The 19,016-nt window shown below is 37.7% G+C and carries 17 protein-coding genes, 1 tRNA gene and 2 pseudogenes; 10 read left to right on the top strand and 10 right to left on the bottom strand.

All coding sequences use genetic code 11. The annotated features are described in order from the left end of the window. Positions 1 to 21 precede the first annotated feature (21 nt). The gene (lnt, locus tag V9G42_05080; protein ID MEI2758792.1) at positions 22 to 1,602 is read right to left on the bottom strand and encodes an apolipoprotein N-acyltransferase; all 1,581 of its coding nucleotides are present in this window, start codon (positions 1,600 to 1,602) and stop codon (positions 22 to 24) included. A 172-nt stretch (positions 1,603 to 1,774) separates the two neighbouring features. Here lnt and lpcA point away from each other — a divergent pair, with 172 nt between their 5' ends. The 9 genes from lpcA to V9G42_05035 all read left to right on the top strand — a co-directional run bounded on the left by lpcA (position 1,775) and on the right by V9G42_05035 (position 9,023). Continuing rightward, entirely contained in the window at positions 1,775 to 2,353 is a 579-nt protein-coding gene (lpcA, locus tag V9G42_05075; GenBank protein ID MEI2758791.1) for a D-sedoheptulose 7-phosphate isomerase, read from the top strand. After that, entirely contained in the window at positions 2,337 to 2,939 is a 603-nt protein-coding gene (locus tag V9G42_05070) for a Crp/Fnr family transcriptional regulator (GenBank protein ID MEI2758790.1), read from the top strand. Before lpcA ends, V9G42_05070 begins: the two co-directional genes overlap by 17 nt. A 112-nt stretch (positions 2,940 to 3,051) precedes the next feature. Continuing rightward, the gene (locus tag V9G42_05065) at positions 3,052 to 3,774 is read left to right on the top strand and encodes a pirin family protein (protein ID MEI2758789.1); all 723 of its coding nucleotides are present in this window, start codon (positions 3,052 to 3,054) and stop codon (positions 3,772 to 3,774) included. A gap of 24 nt (positions 3,775 to 3,798) precedes the next feature. Then, positions 3,799 to 4,338: a YceI family protein gene (locus V9G42_05060; GenBank protein MEI2758788.1), complete on the top strand. Its 540-nt coding sequence runs from the start codon at positions 3,799 to 3,801 to the stop codon at positions 4,336 to 4,338. A gap of 200 nt (positions 4,339 to 4,538) precedes the next feature. After that, positions 4,539 to 5,792, top strand: coding sequence for a T9SS type A sorting domain-containing protein (locus tag V9G42_05055; GenBank protein ID MEI2758787.1), 1,254 nt, complete (start codon positions 4,539 to 4,541; stop codon positions 5,790 to 5,792). Between the two features lies 1 nt (position 5,793). After that, positions 5,794 to 6,195 (top strand): thioesterase family protein, encoded by a 402-nt coding sequence (locus V9G42_05050; protein ID MEI2758786.1) that lies wholly within the window; start codon positions 5,794 to 5,796, stop codon positions 6,193 to 6,195. Between the two features lie 74 nt (positions 6,196 to 6,269). Continuing rightward, positions 6,270 to 6,971 (top strand): hypothetical protein, encoded by a 702-nt coding sequence (locus V9G42_05045; GenBank protein ID MEI2758785.1) that lies wholly within the window; start codon positions 6,270 to 6,272, stop codon positions 6,969 to 6,971. Positions 6,972 to 6,987: 16 nt separating this feature from the next. After that, complete coding sequence (locus V9G42_05040; GenBank protein MEI2758784.1) at positions 6,988 to 8,277, top strand: MFS transporter; 1,290 nt, start codon at positions 6,988 to 6,990, stop codon at positions 8,275 to 8,277. Positions 8,278 to 8,306: 29 nt separating this feature from the next. After that, entirely contained in the window at positions 8,307 to 9,023 is a 717-nt protein-coding gene (locus V9G42_05035) for a (Fe-S)-binding protein (protein ID MEI2758783.1), read from the top strand. A 77-nt stretch (positions 9,024 to 9,100) separates the two neighbouring features. Here the strand turns inward: V9G42_05035 and V9G42_05030 are convergent, their stop codons facing one another. From V9G42_05030 to V9G42_05015, 4 genes and pseudogenes are all read right to left on the bottom strand, one after another. Beyond that, complete coding sequence (locus tag V9G42_05030; GenBank protein MEI2758782.1) at positions 9,101 to 9,616, bottom strand: YceI family protein; 516 nt, start codon at positions 9,614 to 9,616, stop codon at positions 9,101 to 9,103. A gap of 33 nt (positions 9,617 to 9,649) precedes the next feature. Continuing rightward, positions 9,650 to 11,839 (bottom strand): annotated as a pseudogene (locus tag V9G42_05025) (sodium-translocating pyrophosphatase). Between the two features lie 139 nt (positions 11,840 to 11,978). Beyond that, positions 11,979 to 13,646: a nucleoside recognition domain-containing protein gene (locus tag V9G42_05020; GenBank protein ID MEI2758781.1), complete on the bottom strand. Its 1,668-nt coding sequence runs from the start codon at positions 13,644 to 13,646 to the stop codon at positions 11,979 to 11,981. A gap of 129 nt (positions 13,647 to 13,775) precedes the next feature. Continuing rightward, a tRNA-Pro gene (locus tag V9G42_05015) sits at positions 13,776 to 13,849 on the bottom strand. 211 nt (positions 13,850 to 14,060) lie between these two features. On the opposite strand from V9G42_05015, the pseudogene V9G42_05010 reads away from it, so the two are divergent. Beyond that, positions 14,061 to 14,333: pseudogene (locus tag V9G42_05010) on the top strand (dihydroorotase). A 183-nt stretch (positions 14,334 to 14,516) separates the two neighbouring features. On the opposite strand, the gene V9G42_05005 reads toward V9G42_05010, so the two are convergent. The 5 genes from V9G42_05005 to V9G42_04985 all read right to left on the bottom strand — a co-directional run bounded on the left by V9G42_05005 (position 14,517) and on the right by V9G42_04985 (position 18,982). Beyond that, positions 14,517 to 15,656: a T9SS type A sorting domain-containing protein gene (locus V9G42_05005; GenBank protein MEI2758780.1), complete on the bottom strand. Its 1,140-nt coding sequence runs from the start codon at positions 15,654 to 15,656 to the stop codon at positions 14,517 to 14,519. A gap of 89 nt (positions 15,657 to 15,745) precedes the next feature. Then, entirely contained in the window at positions 15,746 to 16,066 is a 321-nt protein-coding gene (locus V9G42_05000) for a hypothetical protein (protein MEI2758779.1), read from the bottom strand. 21 nt (positions 16,067 to 16,087) lie between these two features. Further along, positions 16,088 to 16,999: a T9SS type A sorting domain-containing protein gene (locus V9G42_04995; protein MEI2758778.1), complete on the bottom strand. Its 912-nt coding sequence runs from the start codon at positions 16,997 to 16,999 to the stop codon at positions 16,088 to 16,090. 12 nt (positions 17,000 to 17,011) lie between these two features. Next, positions 17,012 to 17,977, bottom strand: a complete 966-nt coding sequence (locus tag V9G42_04990) for a T9SS type A sorting domain-containing protein (GenBank protein MEI2758777.1) — start codon at positions 17,975 to 17,977, stop codon at positions 17,012 to 17,014. 48 nt (positions 17,978 to 18,025) lie between these two features. Continuing rightward, complete coding sequence (locus V9G42_04985) at positions 18,026 to 18,982, bottom strand: T9SS type A sorting domain-containing protein (protein ID MEI2758776.1); 957 nt, start codon at positions 18,980 to 18,982, stop codon at positions 18,026 to 18,028. Positions 18,983 to 19,016 lie beyond the last annotated feature (34 nt).

Raw genomic sequence — 19,016 nt, 5'->3', positions numbered from 1 at the left:
GCACAAAATTCCGAAAAAAACCTACTGATTTTTTCTTTTTCCGAAAAACGTAATAACAATAATGGGTAATACCAAAAACGAAGCTATTAATCCCGGATAGTCGCCATGTTGTGCAAAAAATGTTAATTTATTGTTCTTGTTGATGGCCTGCCGCACTACTGCATCTTTCCAGTAAGGCGTTTGTTGAAATGTATCACCACGCTGATTGATAAAACCGCTGATACCGGTATTTGCTGATCTGCCAATACTTCTTCGCAGAGAAACTGCCTGCAATCGCGCATAGTTAAAATGCTGACGGTAGCCCGGAGTGTCGCCCCACCAACCATCATTGGTAATGATTGAAATCCACTGTGCACCTTTGCGGACATACTTTGCAAGATAGCCTCCATAAATAGATTCATAACAAATTACAGGAGCAACAACCATCCCGTTTTTTGTGGTAAATACTGTTGGCTCATCCTGAACACCCAAACTACCTGCAGTGCCACCCATGTCTATTGAAAGTTTTTCAAGAAACCCGAAAATTTTTGGATAAGGCATTTTTTCAACCCCGGGAACTAATTTCGACTTATGAAAAATTTGTGCAGGTCTTCCATTTTCAAAAAGCAAAGCTGTGTTATATGAATCATAATAACCATCCTGGTCTTTAAACTTTCTTGCTGTTGACGATGGCTTTTGTCCATTCAGATAGGCACGGTTTGTTGATGCACCAATAATGATGCTTGTTCCGGGATTTGCTTGCAAATAGTTTCTGATGAGTTTAATTTCCGGATAAAGTTCTATCTCGTCTTCCCAGATAGAATTGGCAATGGCAGTTTCAGGAGCAAGAATAACATCTGATGAATCGTAGAGTTCGAGGTTGGCTAAACGTAATACCTGAATTAACTGATCCACATTACTCATCCCTGAAAATTTCTCGCCATAAGGGTCAATGTTTGGTTGTGTAGCAATTACATTAACAGGATTCTCTTCTTCGTTATAGGTATTGTAACGCAGCAAGGAAATCAGAACTGGAAAAATGATTGCAATTGTCGCATAGATAACACTGCGTTTTAATTTTTCTGCTGTTGCAAAAAATATTCTTGTAATTAAAATATTCACCAATAAAACCCAAACCGAGCCTCCCAGCACTCCTGTCCATTCATACCATTGTATCCATTGTGGTTTTGTGGCAAATACATTTCCTATTGTAAGCCATGGCCAGCTTAACTCCCAGTTCAGATGCAGGTATTCAAAAGCAACCCAAAAAATTATTAATGCTGCATAGCCCCATACATGTCCTTTTTTCTTTTTAACTATATGAAAAGCATAAAACACACCTGTCATAAATAATGAATTGCAGAAAATAGCAAACAAGCCTCCACCAAAACTGGCATTGCAAACCCACCATGTGGTTAATGCATTCCACCCGAGTATGGCAAAATAAGTCCAGCCAAACAGTCGGAACTTTTTCTGTTCTTTATTCTGATGACAATACTCCTCCAAAAGAAACAATGGCACCCATGCAATAAAAATAAGCAGTGTTAGTCCACGCTCGGGCCAGCTTAGCGAAAGCAATACTGCCGCTAGTAACGATAAAAATATTTTGTTCTTTACCTGCATAACCATGGAATTAGTGCAAATAAAAAACAATTTCTTTCACAAACATATTTTCAATCAACAACATGAGCACAATCGGCTGTTATTGTCTGTATTAGTTCATACATTTATAAGAAATTCTAGTAAAAAGATAAACATAAAATATCTTTTATCTTTGTGCTATAGAAACTTAATTATGTCAGAAATAATTCGTCAGCATTTTGAAGAAGCAAAAAAAGTACTTGAGACATTTTTGTCGGACGAAAAAAATATTGCAGCTGTAACTAAAGCCGGTGAACTGATGACTACTGCGCTAACAGCCGGAGGCAAAATCATATCGTGTGGCAATGGTGGCAGCATGTGCGATGCTATGCACTTTGCCGAAGAACTGACAGGACGTTATCGTAATGACAGAAAACCTATTGCTGCAATCAGCATTTCTGATCCATCTTATTTGAGTTGTGTTGGGAATGACTATGGTTTCAATTATGTTTTCTCAAGATTTGTTGAAGGTGTTGGCAATAAAGGCGATGTTCTTTTAGCCATAAGCACAAGTGGCAACTCTGCCAATGTTTTGGAAGCAGCTAAAGTGGCACAATTAAAAAATATGATAGTTATTGCATTGACAGGTAAAGATGGTGGAGCATTAAAAAATCATTGTGATGTTGAAATCCGGGTTCCACATTCAGGCTATGCAGATAGAACACAGGAAATTCATATAAAAATTATTCATGCCCTGATTGATTATATTGAACAGCATGGCAAAAACAGATAGCAACAAACCTTTTAATCATATTCTAAAAAACATTTCAAGGTTAATCACACTTTCCGAAAAGGAAGAAACAATATTTACATCACTGCTGAGCACACGGCTAATCAGACGCAAGCAATTTATTATGCAGGCAGGTGAAGTTTATACTGCATCATGCTTTGTAAATTCAGGCTGCCTGCGTGCATACAATATTGATAAAAACGGAACAGAACATATTTTACAATTTGCACCACCAGGCTGGTGGATTGGTGATTTCTATAGCAGCATAACAGGCAGGCCGGGTATTTTATTTATTGATGCCATTGATGAAAGTGAAATTGTTATACTCACCAAAGAGAACAGAAATTTATTGTTTGATAAAATTCCCAAGTTTGAACGTTTTTTCAGAATATTGATTGAGAACAGTATGGCAAGTCAGCAGGAGAGGATTCTCGATAAACTTTCATTGAGTGCAGAAGATAGATTCGAAAAATTTTGTTTTAAATATCCTGCATTGGTTTCCTGTTTGCCACAGAAATATATTGCTTCATATATTGGTGTCACTCCAGAATTTTTCAGTAAGATGCGTGCTCGCATGGCTAAAAACTGACATTAAAACTATTACTACAAATTATCTTAATCTACATTAAGTTGCTTTATTAATTCAGGTTATTGTTGATTGCTTAAGGTCATTCTACTTTTGTACCATAAATTTTATAGATATGGAAAATAAAGTAATTCACAGAGCAGAAAACAGAGGTCATGCCGACCATGGCTGGCTAAAAGCTAAACATTCATTCAGTTTTGCAAACTACTACAATCCCAATCAAATGCATTTTGGTGTATTGCGCGTACTCAATGACGATTATGTTGAACCCGGAATGGGTTTCGGTACGCACCCACATGACAACATGGAAATTATTACTATACCGTTAGAAGGTGCATTGGAACACAAAGACAACATGAATAATCACGGCATTATAAAATATGGCGATGTACAGGTGATGAGCGCAGGCTCAGGTGTTACTCACAGCGAGTTTAATGCCAGTAAAACAGAAGCAGTAAAGTTGTTTCAGATATGGCTCTATCCCGACAAAGAAAATGTTAAGCCACGATATGATCAACTTTCACTTAAAGTTAGTGACAGAAAAAATAAATTGCAAACTATTGTATCGCCAGAAACAGAAAAAAACGGATTGTGGATACATCAACAAGCATGGCTTAGCATGGGCAACTTCGATAAAGATAAAAACACTACATATAAAGTAAAAAAAGAAGGTAATGGTATTTATGCCATGATAGTTAAAGGCGAATTTGAAATCAACAACAATGTGTTGCATGAGCGTGATGCTATTGGTATGTGGAACACCTCTGAAATAAATTTGATCGCTAAAAGCGAAGGCGCTGAAATATTACTGATGGACATTCCAATGCAACTTAATTAAACAAAACTTATAAAAAATAATATTATGACAACACTCACAAAAACAACATGGGGAATAGACCAGGCACACTCTGAAATTACATTCAAGGTAAAACATTTGATGATATCGAATGTAAAAGGAAACTTTGCAAAATTTGAAGGCACTCTTCAATCAGACGAAAGTAATTTTAATAATGCCAATATCAATTTCAGTATGGATGCATCAAGCATCACCACCGGTGACGCACAGCGTGACACACATTTAAAGAGTGGCGACTTTTTTGATGCAGAAAAACATCCTTCTATTTCATTTAAGTCAGAAACTTTTTCAAAAACCGGTGATGACACTTACGCACTTAATGGGCAACTTACCATGAAAGGTGTTTCTAAACCTGTAAAATTGGTTGCAGCGTTTGGTGGCATGATGAAAGACCCTTGGGGACAGGAAAAAGCAGGATTCACATTATCAGGAAAAATTAACCGCAAAGACTGGGGACTGAATTGGAACACAGCATTAGAAACCGGAGGTGTTTTGGTTAGCGAAGAAGTTCAGATTGCCGCAGATATTCAGTTAGTAAAGAAGTAAAACATTTGATTTTTGGTTCAGAAGGCCACCTTAAAACTAATTTTTAAGGTGGTTTTTTTGTTGAACAAAAATGTTCTATTTATCACAAAACACAGCACCAAATTCGCTCAACCTATACAGGATTTTATCACCTAAAAATTACTTTGCAAATTTTATAAATTAGCATTACTTTGGTCAACATATTTTAATAAGCTTAAATCATGTTGAATAGAATTTTATTTTTTGTTCTTGTTCTAATTTCTAACGGACAAAGTTTGGCTCAATGTTTAGACCCTTATTATCCGAGAATTTATCAAACTTATGTTGAAAAAGACATAAGCTACGGAAGCGATACTGCTTATAATAATACAGTGGCTAATCTTCAAATGAATATCTGGAAACCCATTGGCGACAACAACACCGCTCGCCCAATAATTTTATGGATTCATGGCGGAGGTTTTTTTACCGGAAACAAAAATGATATGGATGCCATTGCTCAGGCTTATGCAGAAAGAGGATATGTTTCTGCAACCATGTCATACAGACTAGGGTTCTATGGGAACCTATTTTTCGGTGCGCCATTTACATACGACTCAAGCGAAGTTATCAGAGCTGCATACCGTGCTGTACAAGATGCACATGGTGCTATGCGATTTCTCAAAGCACGTGCAGCAATTGATTCAAGTAATATAAATCAGGCATTTGTTGGCGGTGCAAGTGCAGGCTCTATCACAGCCATGCATTTTACCTATGTTGACAAACAAAGCGAGGCACCGATAAATGGTGGAGCCATAAGTGATGTAACTACACTCTTTGGCAATGTTCAAAGGAAAGATTTAGGTTCTATATTTGGAAGGTTGAATCTTAATGGGCAAAACAGCAATGTACTTGCAACAGTAAACCTCTTTGGGGCATTGTTAGATACATCTTTTATTGAATCTAACACAGACCCTGCACTTTTCTCATATCATCAGACAGGTGATGGAACTGTTGGTTGCGGCTATCTGCCCGGTCTTTGGAATCAACCTATGAATGTATCACAAAACTATCCTCATCTTTTTGGTTCTTGTGTGATAAACGACAGAATAAATAACCTCGGCTTTTCAAGTCAGCACTATCAGGCATTGCTCTATAACGGAAATGTCCATGGCATTCATGATGATGTACTGGTTGATACACTTGTTGCACGCTTTTTAAGTGATATTCTTTGTGAAAATATATTAAGCACCAACACTGTTGATAAGCCTGTCATTCATGTTTATCCCAACCCTGCAAGAGGGCAAATTAATATCAGCATTCCCGGAAAAACTTTTTCTTGCAGCATGTTTGATATTCAAGGAAGAAATATTATTCCTTCAACACCTCTGCAGCATGACTACATCGTTTTAAATACAGAAGGTGTTGCTAAAGGAACTTATCTACTCAATATTATTACAGACAGACAGTTAATTTCTAAACGTGTCATTATAAAATAATATGCAGGAAACAATTACCCCAATTCAAATCCGCTTTTCAGACATTGACTGGATGGGACATGTTAACAATGCCGTATATCTGAACTATATTGAAAAAGCAAGAATTGATTTTACTGACCATCTGCCATTAAACATCAACTGGCGCGAAACAGGATTTATTCTTGCACAGACACAAATTAATTATAGACATCCTGCACTATTGAATGATAATTTATTTGTCAGAACGTGGTGTACTCGCGTAGGGACAAAAAGTTTTGACCTTTGCTTTGAGGTTTTTAAAACTATTGATAACAATAAAATTATTCTTGCCGATGGACTTACAGTTCTGGTTTGTTATAATTATCGTCTTGCTGTAAGTGAAAATATCCCTGAAGAATGGAAAAAACTTTTCTTAAAAAAATAATAATGTTTCAGCTAAGGCATAGGTGCTGTACAGGAATCAAAAAACAAAATCGGCTTTTCCCCCTTACACAAATTTTGTTATCCTTGTTTGCCATCAATGTGTTAATTACAGGTTGTAAAAAAAAGTCAGACGATGGCCCAAATCCTTTTTTGGGCATCACTGTTTATAATGACTTTAAAACACATCCCGACACTTTCATTTTTAAAGCTGAATCAACTATTCCATGTAACTATAAATGGAATTTTAACGATGGCAGCATGGAAATTTCAGGTGATAGTGTGATGCATATTTTTGATTACGGATTTTTTGATGTAGTGTTAAAAGGGGAAACTTCTGAGGGCAAATCTGCAACAACCATAAAAGGCATCAACGCATCACCCTATACAAAAGCCAATGTTATTAGCTTTAGTTTAAATAGCTGGCCTGTTTATAAATCAGATGGAACAGCATGGGATAGTGATGGCTCTGCAGCCGATATTTACTGCCAGATTTGGAATGGAAATAATTATGTCAGCACAACAGTCAGCAACAATGCACCACAAGGTACAGCAATCCTTTTCAATTTTATTTCACCCTTTGCTATTACCATGTTCGACAAGTCAATTATTATTAAAGTGTTCAACTACAACCTGAGTCCCGAAACTGATGATTTAATGGAAACCGTTGTGATTGAAAAAAACCTTACTCCACTTATGACAAATCAGCTTCCATATGCTGTTCAACAATCGTTTAGTGGAGGCCAAACCAATGGCACTTTAAATTTTATATGGCAATAAATCAACATTGATTTTAATGGAAAAAAATAACCCTAAAGTTTTGCGTGCCTGGACATTTTATGACTGGGCTAACTCTGTATATTCACTGAGTATTACTACAGCTATTTTTCCAATATATTATAACAGTATTACCACTGCAAACGGCAGTGATCAGGTGACATTTCTCGGGCGGACTTTTACCAACACAGCACTTTATTCTTATGCCCTGTCTTTTTCTTTTTTAGTTATAGCATTTCTTTCACCGTTGCTTAGTGGTATTGCAGATTATAAAGGGAATAAAAAGTTTTTTATGCGCCTGTTTTGTTTTCTTGGCTCGTCTGCTTGTGCTTCTCTTTATTTCTTTAAAGACCTGCCGCAACTCGACATGGGAATCTTTTCATTCATACTTGCCAGTATAGGATGGGCCGGAAGTATTGTATTTTACAATGCTTTTCTACCCGAAATTGCAACAACAGACATGCAAGATAAAGTGAGTGCCAGAGGTTTTGCATTAGGTTATATTGGCAGCTCACTCCTTCTGATTTTTAATTTGGCAATGATACTATACCCATCTTGGTTTGGAATCACCAATTCAGGCATGGCATCACGAATATCTTTTTTAATGACAGGATTATGGTGGTTTGGATTTGCACTTTTTACATTTAAATATCTGCCGGAAAAAACAAGCACACAAAAATCCAACAATCAACTTCTCACAAAAGGTTTTAATGAATTAATTAAAGTGCTGAAACAACTTCAGTCATTGCCCATGCTAAAACGATTTTTGATTTCATTTTTTTTCTACAATATGGGGGTGCAAACGGTTATGTATGTTGCCAGTTTGTTTGGCACCAAGGAGCTTCACATGCGTGATGATGAATTAATCATTACCGTACTTATTATTCAGTTTGTTGCTATTGCCGGTGCATACTTGTTTTCATTTCTTTCATCAAAAGTCGGAAATATTAAAGCTTTGCTTATTGGCGTTACCATTTGGGTTGGCATTTGCTGGGCTGCTTATTTTGTTACTACATCGCTGCAATTTTTTGCGTTGGCCTTTGCTGTTGGTATGATTATGGGTGGCATTCAGTCATTATCGCGATCTACTTATAGTAAAATGCTACCGGTAACACAAGATAATGCATCTTATTTCAGCTTTTATGATATTTGCGATAAAATTGGTTTGGTATTGGGCACAGTTGCTTACGGATTTATTGAAGAGCTTACCGGTTCAATGCGAAATTCAATTTTAGTCTTGATGATTTTTTTTGTAGTGGGACTTTTTTCATTACTTAGCATCAGAAATTTTAAAACACAAAGCACCTGATTTTTTTATCGGATATTTGCAAATAAAGAATGATAGTTGATTTACTTATTCCCTGCTATATGGATCAGGTTTTTCCTGAAACTGCCAATAATGTTGTAAAAATTATTGAGAAACTTGGATGTGGTGTTAACTATAATGTGGAGCAGACTTGCTGTGGCAGAACAGCATTTGAAGAGGGTTACCAGAAAGAATGTAAAGTTGTTGGTGAGAAGTTGATTAAAGAATTTCAGAATGAGCGATACATTGTTTGTCCCGGTGCTTACTGTTCGGGAATGATAAAAAATATTTATCCTCAGATGTTTCACAACTCAGCATTACACAATGAATATAAAAGTGTGCAGAAAAACATTTATGAGTTTACAGATTTTTTAGTCAATGTGTTGAATGCAACAGATGTTGGTGCACGATTTAACGGAAAAGCTGTTATCCTCGACAGTTGTAAAGCCATTAACGAACTACCAACAGTAAAAGATTCTGTTCGTACCCTGCTTAATAAAATAAAAGGACTTGAATGGGTTGAAAGCACAGATAGTTGCTGCGGATATTCTCCATCTTTTACTGATAAGTATGAAGCTATTTCTGTTGATATTGGTAAAAGAAAAATTCAGGAGTTGTTGCAAACAGGGGCTAGTACGGTTATCTCTACTGACTATACCTGTTTGATGCATTTAAAAAGTATTGCAGACAATGAAGGCTCATCATTGCAGTTTATGCATATTGCCGATGTGCTTGCAAGCGGATGGTAACTTAAAAGCAATTTTTTAGTGCAAAAAAAAGGCTATCCTTTTGAGACAGCCTTTGCGAATTCACATTAACTCTTTAATTAAATTTTATAACCCTCCACAGAGAAAGTAGCTTTTACTTTATTTCCTACAGTAGCCCCGGATTCTCCTACACCAAAATCAATTCTATCAAGATCTGCTTCACCAACAAAAGTATGTGCATCTTTTGCTGCATACTCATTTGGCAATGCCCCCATGTAGTTAAATCTGAGTTCAATTGGTTTGGTAATACTTTTAATAGTTAACTCACCTTTGGCAATATAACGGAATGCCGAACCTTCAGCAGCTTTTTCAATTTTGTTTGATTTAAAAACTATTACAGGAAATTTTTCAGCATCAAAAAAGTCTGAACTTAAAAGATGATTGTTTCGCTTTGTATTTTTTGTGTCAATAGATTTTACATTCAGCTGAACAAAAATTGAACTTGTTGTTAAGTCATTGGTGATGTTAATATAACCTGTATCAACAGCTAAAGTTCCATTTGCAGTAGTCAGAAAATGAGAGATACCAAACTGCATCCAAGAATGGCTTACATCAAGACCTATTGTTCCTGACATTGCAGCAATATCAATTTCCGGTGTGCTATTAATTACATTAGATGTTGCTGCAGGAGCCACAACTTTAGCTTCGCTCTTGTTAGTAAATGAATCTTCTGTACCAATTGATGCAATATGTGGTGCAATAATCAACGAAACAATACTCATCAGCTTAATTAAAATATTCATTGAAGGGCCTGAAGTATCCTTAAATGGGTCACCAACCGTGTCACCGGTGACAGATGCTTTGTGGGGTTCTGAGCCTTTGTAATAAGTCTGGCCATTAATGTCCACCCCTTTTTCAAAAGATTTTTTTGCATTATCCCATGCACCACCGGCATTGCTCTGAAACATTCCCATCAATACACCTGATACTGTTACCCCTGCCAATACACCACCAAGCACTTCCGGACCAAAAATAAATCCAACAACTACAGGTACTATTAATGCTAAGGCACCAGGAGCAATCATTTCTCTGATAGAAGCTTCAGTAGAGATAGCAACACATTTTTCGTATTCTGGTTTGGCTTTGTACTCCATGATGCCCGGTATTTCGCGAAACTGTCTCCGAACTTCTTCAACCATGCTCATTGCAGCACGACCTACTGCTGCAATTGCTAAAGAAGAAAATATAAAAGGTATCATGGCTCCTACAAATAATCCTGCAAGTACGTTTGCTTTATAAATGTCAATATGCGAAATGCCGGCAACGCCCACAAAGGCTGCAAATAATGCTAAAGATGTTAATGCTGCTGATGCAATTGCAAACCCCTTGCCTGTTGCCGCAGTAGTATTTCCAACAGCGTCAAGATTATCTGTTCGCTGACGAACTTCTTTAGGAAGCTGACTCATTTCGGCAATACCGCCTGCGTTGTCGGCTATAGGTCCAAAGGCATCAATGGCTAATTGCATAGCTGTTGTTGCCATCATACCTGCTGCTGCTATGGCTACACCATATAAACCGGCTAAAGAATAAGAAAGAAAAATACCTCCTGCAAGAACAATCATAGGCACTGCAGTTGACTCCATGCCTACTGCCAATCCGCCAATAATGTTGGTGGCATGACCTGTTGAGCTTTGTTTAACGATTGATAATACCGGACGTTTTCCAATAGCTGTATAATACTCTGTAATGATACTCATTAATGCACCCACTACCAGTCCAACTAATATGGCTAAATAAACATTCATGGGTGTGAACTCAAATCCACGAATAACTAATTTTTCAGGCAGCAAATAAGTCACAGCAAAATAACTGGCAATGGCTGTAAGTACAATTGAAGACCAGTTACCCATGTTTAAGGCATTCTGTACATTGTCGTTTTCGCTTTTAATTCTTACAAACCAAGTTCCTACAATTGAAAAAACAATTCCCATTCCGGCAATGAGCATGGGTAATAAAATTGGTGAAAGCCCGCCAAATTTATCAGCAGAAGCATCAATCTCCTGGCCTAATACCATGGTAGCAAGAATAGTTGCAACATAAGAGCCAAATAAATCAGCACCCATGCCTGCAACATCACCTACGTTGTCACCCACATTATCTGCAATGGTAGCCGGGTTACGTGGATCATCCTCAGGAATACCGGCTTCAACTTTTCCAACCAAGTCAGCACCTACATCGGCAGCTTTGGTGTAAATACCGCCACCCACGCGGGCAAACAATGCAATACTCTCTGCACCTAAAGAAAATCCTGCTAATACTTCAATAGCTTTTTTCATTTCTACTCCGGTGATAGCTGCACCTGCAGGAACAAACAACTGATAAAAAACAATAAATAAAGACCCCAATCCAAGCACGGCCAATCCTGCTACACCAAGACCCATCACTGCACCACCGGTAAAAGATACCTTTAATGCTTTTGAAAGACTGCTTCGCGCTGCCTGTGCAGTACGAACGTTGGCTTTTGTGGCTATGTTCATTCCAATATAGCCTGCTACTGCAGAAAAAACTGCGCCTATCACAAATGCAACTGCTATAATAGGACTTGAATGAACAGGATATTCTTCAGTGCCATGCAGTGTTCCTGAATATGCTAAAAGCAATCCTGCTATTACAACAAAATAGGACAATATTTTCCATTCTGCCTTTAGAAATGCCATAGCACCATTGGCAATGTGACTGGCAAGTTCTTGCATATTCTGCTCACCGGCATCCTGCTTGCCTACCCACGAGGCTTTTATAAACATATAAACAAGGGCCAACAAACCCAACACCGGAACTACATAAACTATCTGACTCATAAAATACTACGGTTAAAATTTTTGAGGCTGCGAAAGTATAAAAAAACTTGATTACTATACCTCTATTTCCGGCCTTAAAATCAACTTAAATAAAACCTCCATTTTATTTCTGTAATCCACTAACAACTAATCTATTAGATTAAGCCCACAATAAGTAACAAATTGCAATTGAGAATATAACGCCTGCCAAATCAGCAAGAAGCATTACGGGAATAGCATAGCGTGTATCTTTTACCGATACAGAACCAAAATACAATGCAACCACATAAAAGGTTGTCTCGCTCGAGCCTTGCAAAACGCTGACTAATTTACCAATAAAAGAATCTGGCCCGAAAGTGCGCATGGCATCAATCATAAAACCTCTGGCACCACCGGCACTGAATGGACGTAGCAAAGCAGTAGGTAAGCCTTCGGCCCAACGGGTATCCATGCCCGAAATTGCAATAAGATGTTTTACCGGATCTATAATTAAATCAAAAGCACCACTGGTTCTGAGCATACTCACCGCCACCAGCATGCCCACCATGTAAGGAATAATTCTAACAGCTGTTTCAAAGCCCCCTTTTGCGCCATCAACAAAAGCATCAAACAAATTAATTTTTTTATACAAGCCTCCGGCAATAATTCCAAAAAACACCAGTAAGATAGCGCCATTGCTGAATGCATCAGAAAACTGATCTAATGCAAATGGTTGCAGGCTGCTAAGGAACCAAACAAACAAACTTAAAGTTAAACTTAGTCCGGCAACAGGCAGTAGCAATTTGCGTTGAAACAAATTAATTTTCTGTTTCAATGAAGTTACAACCATAGCAGTGAGTGTACATACAAAAGTTGTCAGCATGAGTGGAATAAAAATCTCATTGGGATTGTGCGATCCATTTGCAGAACGAACTGCAATGATTGAAACGGGAATCAGTGTTAACCCTGATGCATGTAATGCCAAAAACATAATTTGCGCATCGCTTGCTCTGTCTTTGTTGGTATTAATCTCCTGCAAACTCTGCATGGCTTTAAGTCCAAAAGGTGTAGCAGCATTGTCAAGCCCCAGCATGTTGGCAGAAAAATTCATCACCATGTGTCCGAAGGATGGATGATCTTTTGGGAGTGAAGGAAAAAGTTTAGACAAAAATGGACTGATGAGTCGGCTTATAATGTTGATGCCACCTGCACGCTCAGCAATGTTGAGTAAGCCCATAAACAATGCCAGCGTACCTATAAGCCCTATGGCAATAGTCACAGCAAATTTTCCTGTTTCAAAAATACCGTCAATGTTTTTAGGAAGCCACAGATTCACCTCATTGCTACCAATAATTTTCTGTCTGTTGCTGGCGGCAATCCAGGCAGCACGAAGCGAGTCTGTATTTACTTCTGCGGTAAGAACCACATTAGCCTGCAACAAATTATCAGTTGTCTTTAATGTGCTGTCGGCAAACTCTTCTGTGTAAATCAATTTGTCAGCTGCAAATCTGTTTTGAGCGTTAATATTTGTAAAACTAATTTTTGCAAGCTGATTATTTAGTTGCTCACGTAACGTAATTTTTAAACCTGAGGTGGTAATGATAACCTGAGCCTCTGAGAATTTATCTGTCTTTACCCAATTGGCATTTTTTAATTTAATGTCTTTGAGAACACTGTCAATGCCCTGACCTATGACGTAATAAGAAACTTTACTGAAGGTTTCTCCAGCAGTTAGTTTCTTTTCAACCACCATGTCATTAAAAATATTCTTGTCGCCTTGCAGATAGCGATAGCCAGCTACTGCAACAGCAAACAAAATCATGTAAGACCAAATTCTGCTTAATGCCATGTATTAAATTTCGGACTGAAAAATAAACGACTGTTGCCTGCAATAATCCTTGCCGGATTGAATAATATTCACACGATTATGTGTGAAATAAAAAAAGCGCTCCGGGCAGAACGCTTTTAATTACTGTTGTCGGGGTGACTGGATTCGAACCAGCGACCACCAGCACCCCATGCTGATACGCTACCGGGCTGCGCTACACCCCGAACGGTGTAAATAATTGGGATGACAAAAGTATAAAAAAACAGAGAGGTGATTAAATGGAGTTCCAAGAAAAAAGTGGACAAATTATTAATAGCCTCATGCGCCAGTGGGGAAACTCTGTGGGAGCCGCCTGCTTGATTGGCGGTAGTTTTTTATTTCGCTTTATGCTTTCATTAGTCTCAGGTTTCTTAATTTTGTGTTATAATAACACTAATGCAAACTATCATCCATAATGCAACCCTTGTTAACGAAGGCAGACAATTTGTTTCAGACATTTTTCTGCGCAATGGCATCATTGAAAGAATTGACCCTTCAATAAATGTAAAACACAAGGTAGATGAAATAAAGGGTGATGGTTTAATTTTAATGCCCGGTGTCATTGACGATCAGGTTCATTTTCGAGAACCCGGGCTTACCCATAAAGGTAACATTGCATCAGAATCTGCAGCAGCAGTTGCAGGCGGCATAACTTCTTTCATGGAAATGTCCTACTGGCGCAAGTCTTCAGACTTGTGCCATACTATAATTCAAGCAGCATTAAATCAAAATAAATTCTTTATCTCTACTCATGGTTGCAAATGTGCAATTTTTAATGACAGGGAGGCACAAGTCTGAAGACTTGCGCCAGAGGGTACGGGGGTATCGGAGTGATTTCATTTAAAACAAAAGTTATTCAACAACAAATTTATTTGCCAATCTTTCTTTTTCCGTTTGCAACGAAACAATGTACATGCCTTTTGCAAGTGCGCTGCAATTAATATCCTGTGTAAAATAACCGCCTGCGCTACCCCCAACCCCTGAAGGGGAGAGCGCACGCGCAGTGTTATAAATTAGCTTGCCTGTAACATCGTATATGGTTAGCGTTATACTTTTTCCTTTTAAATGCTGCGCATTTACAAACAGCTTTTGCCATGATGCTATGTAGGTAACAAACAACTCCGCTCCCTTTGCTGATGTTGCAAGAGGTGCTATGCCCGTTAATGTATCGCAAATGCTTCCCGTTAACGCACCCAAATCATAATTGGGATTATTGGGCAAGCCGTAATATGTACGTTTGCCGCCTAAGTAGAAACTGAACGGTTGATAATTACATGCTGCGCCAATATTATCAGGCTCGTTAATTACACCCAGGTTCATGTTTATGTAATTATACATGCTATCTGCATAAGGATAACTGTTTACCCCTGGACTTTCGTAAGCACGGCTGTAATAAATTTTCCCATCAGGGGCTAAACGCACTGCTCCTGTACCTATGGGTACTGTTGCCGAATCTAACGTATCGCAGCTTGCCGAAATATCTGTAGCAGTTAAGTCATATTGCAGAAGATAACCATAATTATTACCGGAGGCTCTGCTTGTAGTAGCATAAAAAACACTGTCATCAGGAGAATACGCGCCCTCCCAAAAAACTCTGTTATAAGGAAAAGTGGTTATTTCGGGATAAATAACATGAGGATTGCTGATGACACCGCTGCAACGGTCAAAATCAAATTCGCACATATAGCCTAATATGTTTAGGCACATTATTTTTGTGTAAGCAGTATTAAAAATTATTTTCTGGAAATCCATATCCGTAGCATCATTAAAATCATAAAACACCGGATTAGAAATGCCATTAGGCGTAACTAAAAAAACAATAAAGCGATTTAACGTAGTAAGATTAGTATCAGCAAATTTAGTAATTAACCACCAGTCCCTTCCATTGCCATGCTTAACAGCCTGCAAGCAATCGGCTATACGGTGGTTAGTAATCTGCTGCCCTTTGATAATAACCTCACCTAAGCCGGGCGTTCCCCATACGGTATTCATGTCAATAATGGCATAATAAATACCGTCAATAAATCCAGCAATATTTTGATAAAATAAATAATATTTATTCTGCCCGTCAGGAAAAGGTACTATTTGTAACTCATTATACCATCCCCCCCCCCCCCCATGGGATATGAGTTAGTCATGGTATCATTCAAGGCATTCCAAACTAAAGTTAAATACGTGTATGTATTACTATAAAATAAAAGATTACCATTGTTGTCTGCTATGCTAACACATGAGCCTCTGCCTTCAACAGATGAGGTAAAAGGAACAGGGTTATTTATGTTACTAAAATCAATTCCTGCGCTGTCGCCAAAGCACCAAATACTATTTTTGTTTTGTGCTTTTAATGCATCCGTTACTAATAATATAAAAATTAAAAACGAAAAAATGAACTTGATTTTCATATTGCAAATATAATCAAAATACTAACGAATAATAACTAACTTTTTAATCATTTTAAGATTAGTGCTGTTGTATAACCTGCACGAGTAAATACCCGGCTTTAATTCGGATAAATTAAATTCGGCAGAACGGTCATTGGGATTAAGCGGATAAGATGTTGCAAGGCTGCCATAACTGTTATAAATATCCAGTTTAGCACTTGCTCCAAATGCGGAACTCATTTCAAAAATAACCCTGCCTTTGGTGGGACTTGGATACAGTTTTCCATCCTGCTGATCTATTAATTTATTCTCTGGCGGTGATGCGGTATTTGCCATACGTCTTTCTTCTTCGCCAGGCAGTATGTCTATTATATCTAAATTAAGCATTGCCCGTGCAAAATAAACGCTCTCACCACCATAAAGCGGATGCTGAACCGCCACTTTGTTCAAGTTTTCAAACGTAGCGGAATCAAGCGTAAGCGTGTCGGCAATGTATTTTAAATAGCAGTCAAGCACAAACTTTTTGTCAAGATCCTGTTCTAAAGAAGAGGTGATTCCGGTAAGGATTCCGGAAGCCGAAGAATAATTTTGTGAGGCTATGGAATCCTGAACCGTTGCAAAGTTTCCAGCATTGCCTGATTTGCCTGCATTGTATCGGTCAATATAAACCGAATCGGAAGGCACGTGCAGGTGAAGCCATGAGGTATCGCTCCGCATCAGTTTATAAAACACCTCTTCCATTAGGGGAACATAAGATGTTGAACAAAATATATCAGGCTGCTCGCTGAAATAATCAGGACTGCCAACTGATGCTGAATACCAGTAACGACACTGCATAGCCCATGTTCCAATTGGACAGGTTATCGTATCTTCAAAACTTGGGTTTAATACCAAGTTTTGTGCACTTACCTTTAATGATAAAAATAAGCATAAACAAATAGTTGACTTTTTCATATTTAAGGTTATTTACTGCAATATCAGTTTTATAAATTCAGGTTGCCTGTCGGTTATATTTACTTTAACCATATACACTCCACGTGCATAACCTGATGTTTCTATGGTAATTTTATTTTTACCATGATTTAATGTATATGCCGATAATTTATTTCCGAGCATATCATATAATTCCAGCAAACCATTTTCATTGTCATTCAACTCACTTTCATAGTACACTGCTGTACGTGCAGGATTGGGATATAATTTTCCTGAACTTAAATTATCATTTACTTCGTTAATACCAACTGTGCAGTCAATTACACTTACATCGTCTATGAAAAAATATGCACCCATTATTGTTCCTGACGTGGAGTCAACTAATGTATTTGTGTCATCGTTAAAATTACCAATGGTAAAATATTTCTCTCCTCCATTGGCAATGTACGTTCCTGAAATCTGCATCCAGTTAAGCGTATCATAAATTATATTGCCTGAGGGGTTTGAAATTTGCGGTACAAATGAAAGGTTGGTGTTGATAGTATAATCAACAGCACTGTCTGTTGACAGGAACAACCCTATGCCATCCACAACATATTTTAATTTCTCTGCAACCGAAACATAAAAGCTGACGCAATACTCATGCCCTTGCTTTAATGTATCCGACAAAATCCCTCCTATGTATTCGCGTCTGTTAGCAAAAGAAGGAAATGTAGTCGAAACAAATGGTGCCAACCCTACATAAGCAACACCTGTTCGGGCATATTGAAAGCCAACATTGCTTAACGGTACCGGTGATGTTCCGCAGAATATATCAGGCTGCTCACTAAAATAATCAGGACTGCCTATATTAGCAGTGTACCAATATTCGCATTGCATTGGAATTGCTGTTGTTGTTGGACATGCTATTGTATCTTCAAAAGAAGGGTTCAAAACAAGATTTTGAGCATCTGCTTTACTCAAAAAAAACAAGCATAAACAAACAATAAATTTTTTCATAATTTAAAATTGTGAGAAGGCTTTGTGCCTCCTCACAAAAATAATTATTTAATTAACTACTAATTTAATCATTTCACTGTTACGCTCCGTAATTTCCACCTTTACCATATATACGCCTTTTGATAACTCAGATACAGGTATTGAAATTAAATTACTGCCTTTTGTTAGTTTGTATTCTTTTATTTCTTTACCTAACATATCCATTAATTTTACCTTCCCGCTTTCGTCCGCTGCTAACTCATTTTCATAATAAACTACAGTACGTGCAGGATTAGGATAAAGCCTGCCTATATCTTTATTACCATTTACTTCGTTTATACCCACCGTACAATCTATTACACTTACATCATCTATGAAATAGTATGCACTATTTGCTGTTGATGAGGCAGAATCAATCATGGTATTAGCATCATCTTTAAAGTTGCCAATGGTTAAATATTTTTCACCACCATTAGCTATGTACGTTCCCGAAATCTGCACCCAGTTAAGCGTATCATAAATTATATTTCCGGAAGGGTTTGAAATTTGCGGAACAAACGAAAGGTTGGTGTTTATGGTATAATCAACAGCGCTGTCAACAGAAAGGTATAAACCTATACCATCTGTAACATACTTAAACTCCTCTGCAACCGATACATAAAAGCTGACACAATACTCATGCCCCTGCTTTAATGTGTCCGACAATATTCCACCCACATATTCCCTTTTATTAATAAAAGCAGAGATTGTATGTTCAGTAAATACGCCCAATCCTACATAAGCAATTCCAGTTCTTGCATACTGAAAACCTGCAGTACTTTGTGGGGCAGGTACCACACAATTGATATCTGGTTGTTCGCTGAAATAATCTGGACTACCATAAGTTGCCCAATACCAATAATTGCATGGCATAGCATAGGTGCCTGTGCAGGCTATGGTATCTTCAAAACTTGGGTTTAATACCAAGTTTTGTGCACTTACCTTTAATGATAAAAACAAGCATAAATAAATAGTTAACTTTTTCATATTTTAAAAAAATTTGCAGAGAGGCTTTAAACCT

It is taken from the genome of Bacteroidia bacterium (assembly GCA_037045145.1).
GTDB lineage: Bacteria > Bacteroidota > Bacteroidia > AKYH767-A > OLB10 > OLB10.
The sequence above is the reverse complement of the archived record's forward strand: the minus strand, read 5'-3'. Positions and strand labels throughout refer to the sequence as shown.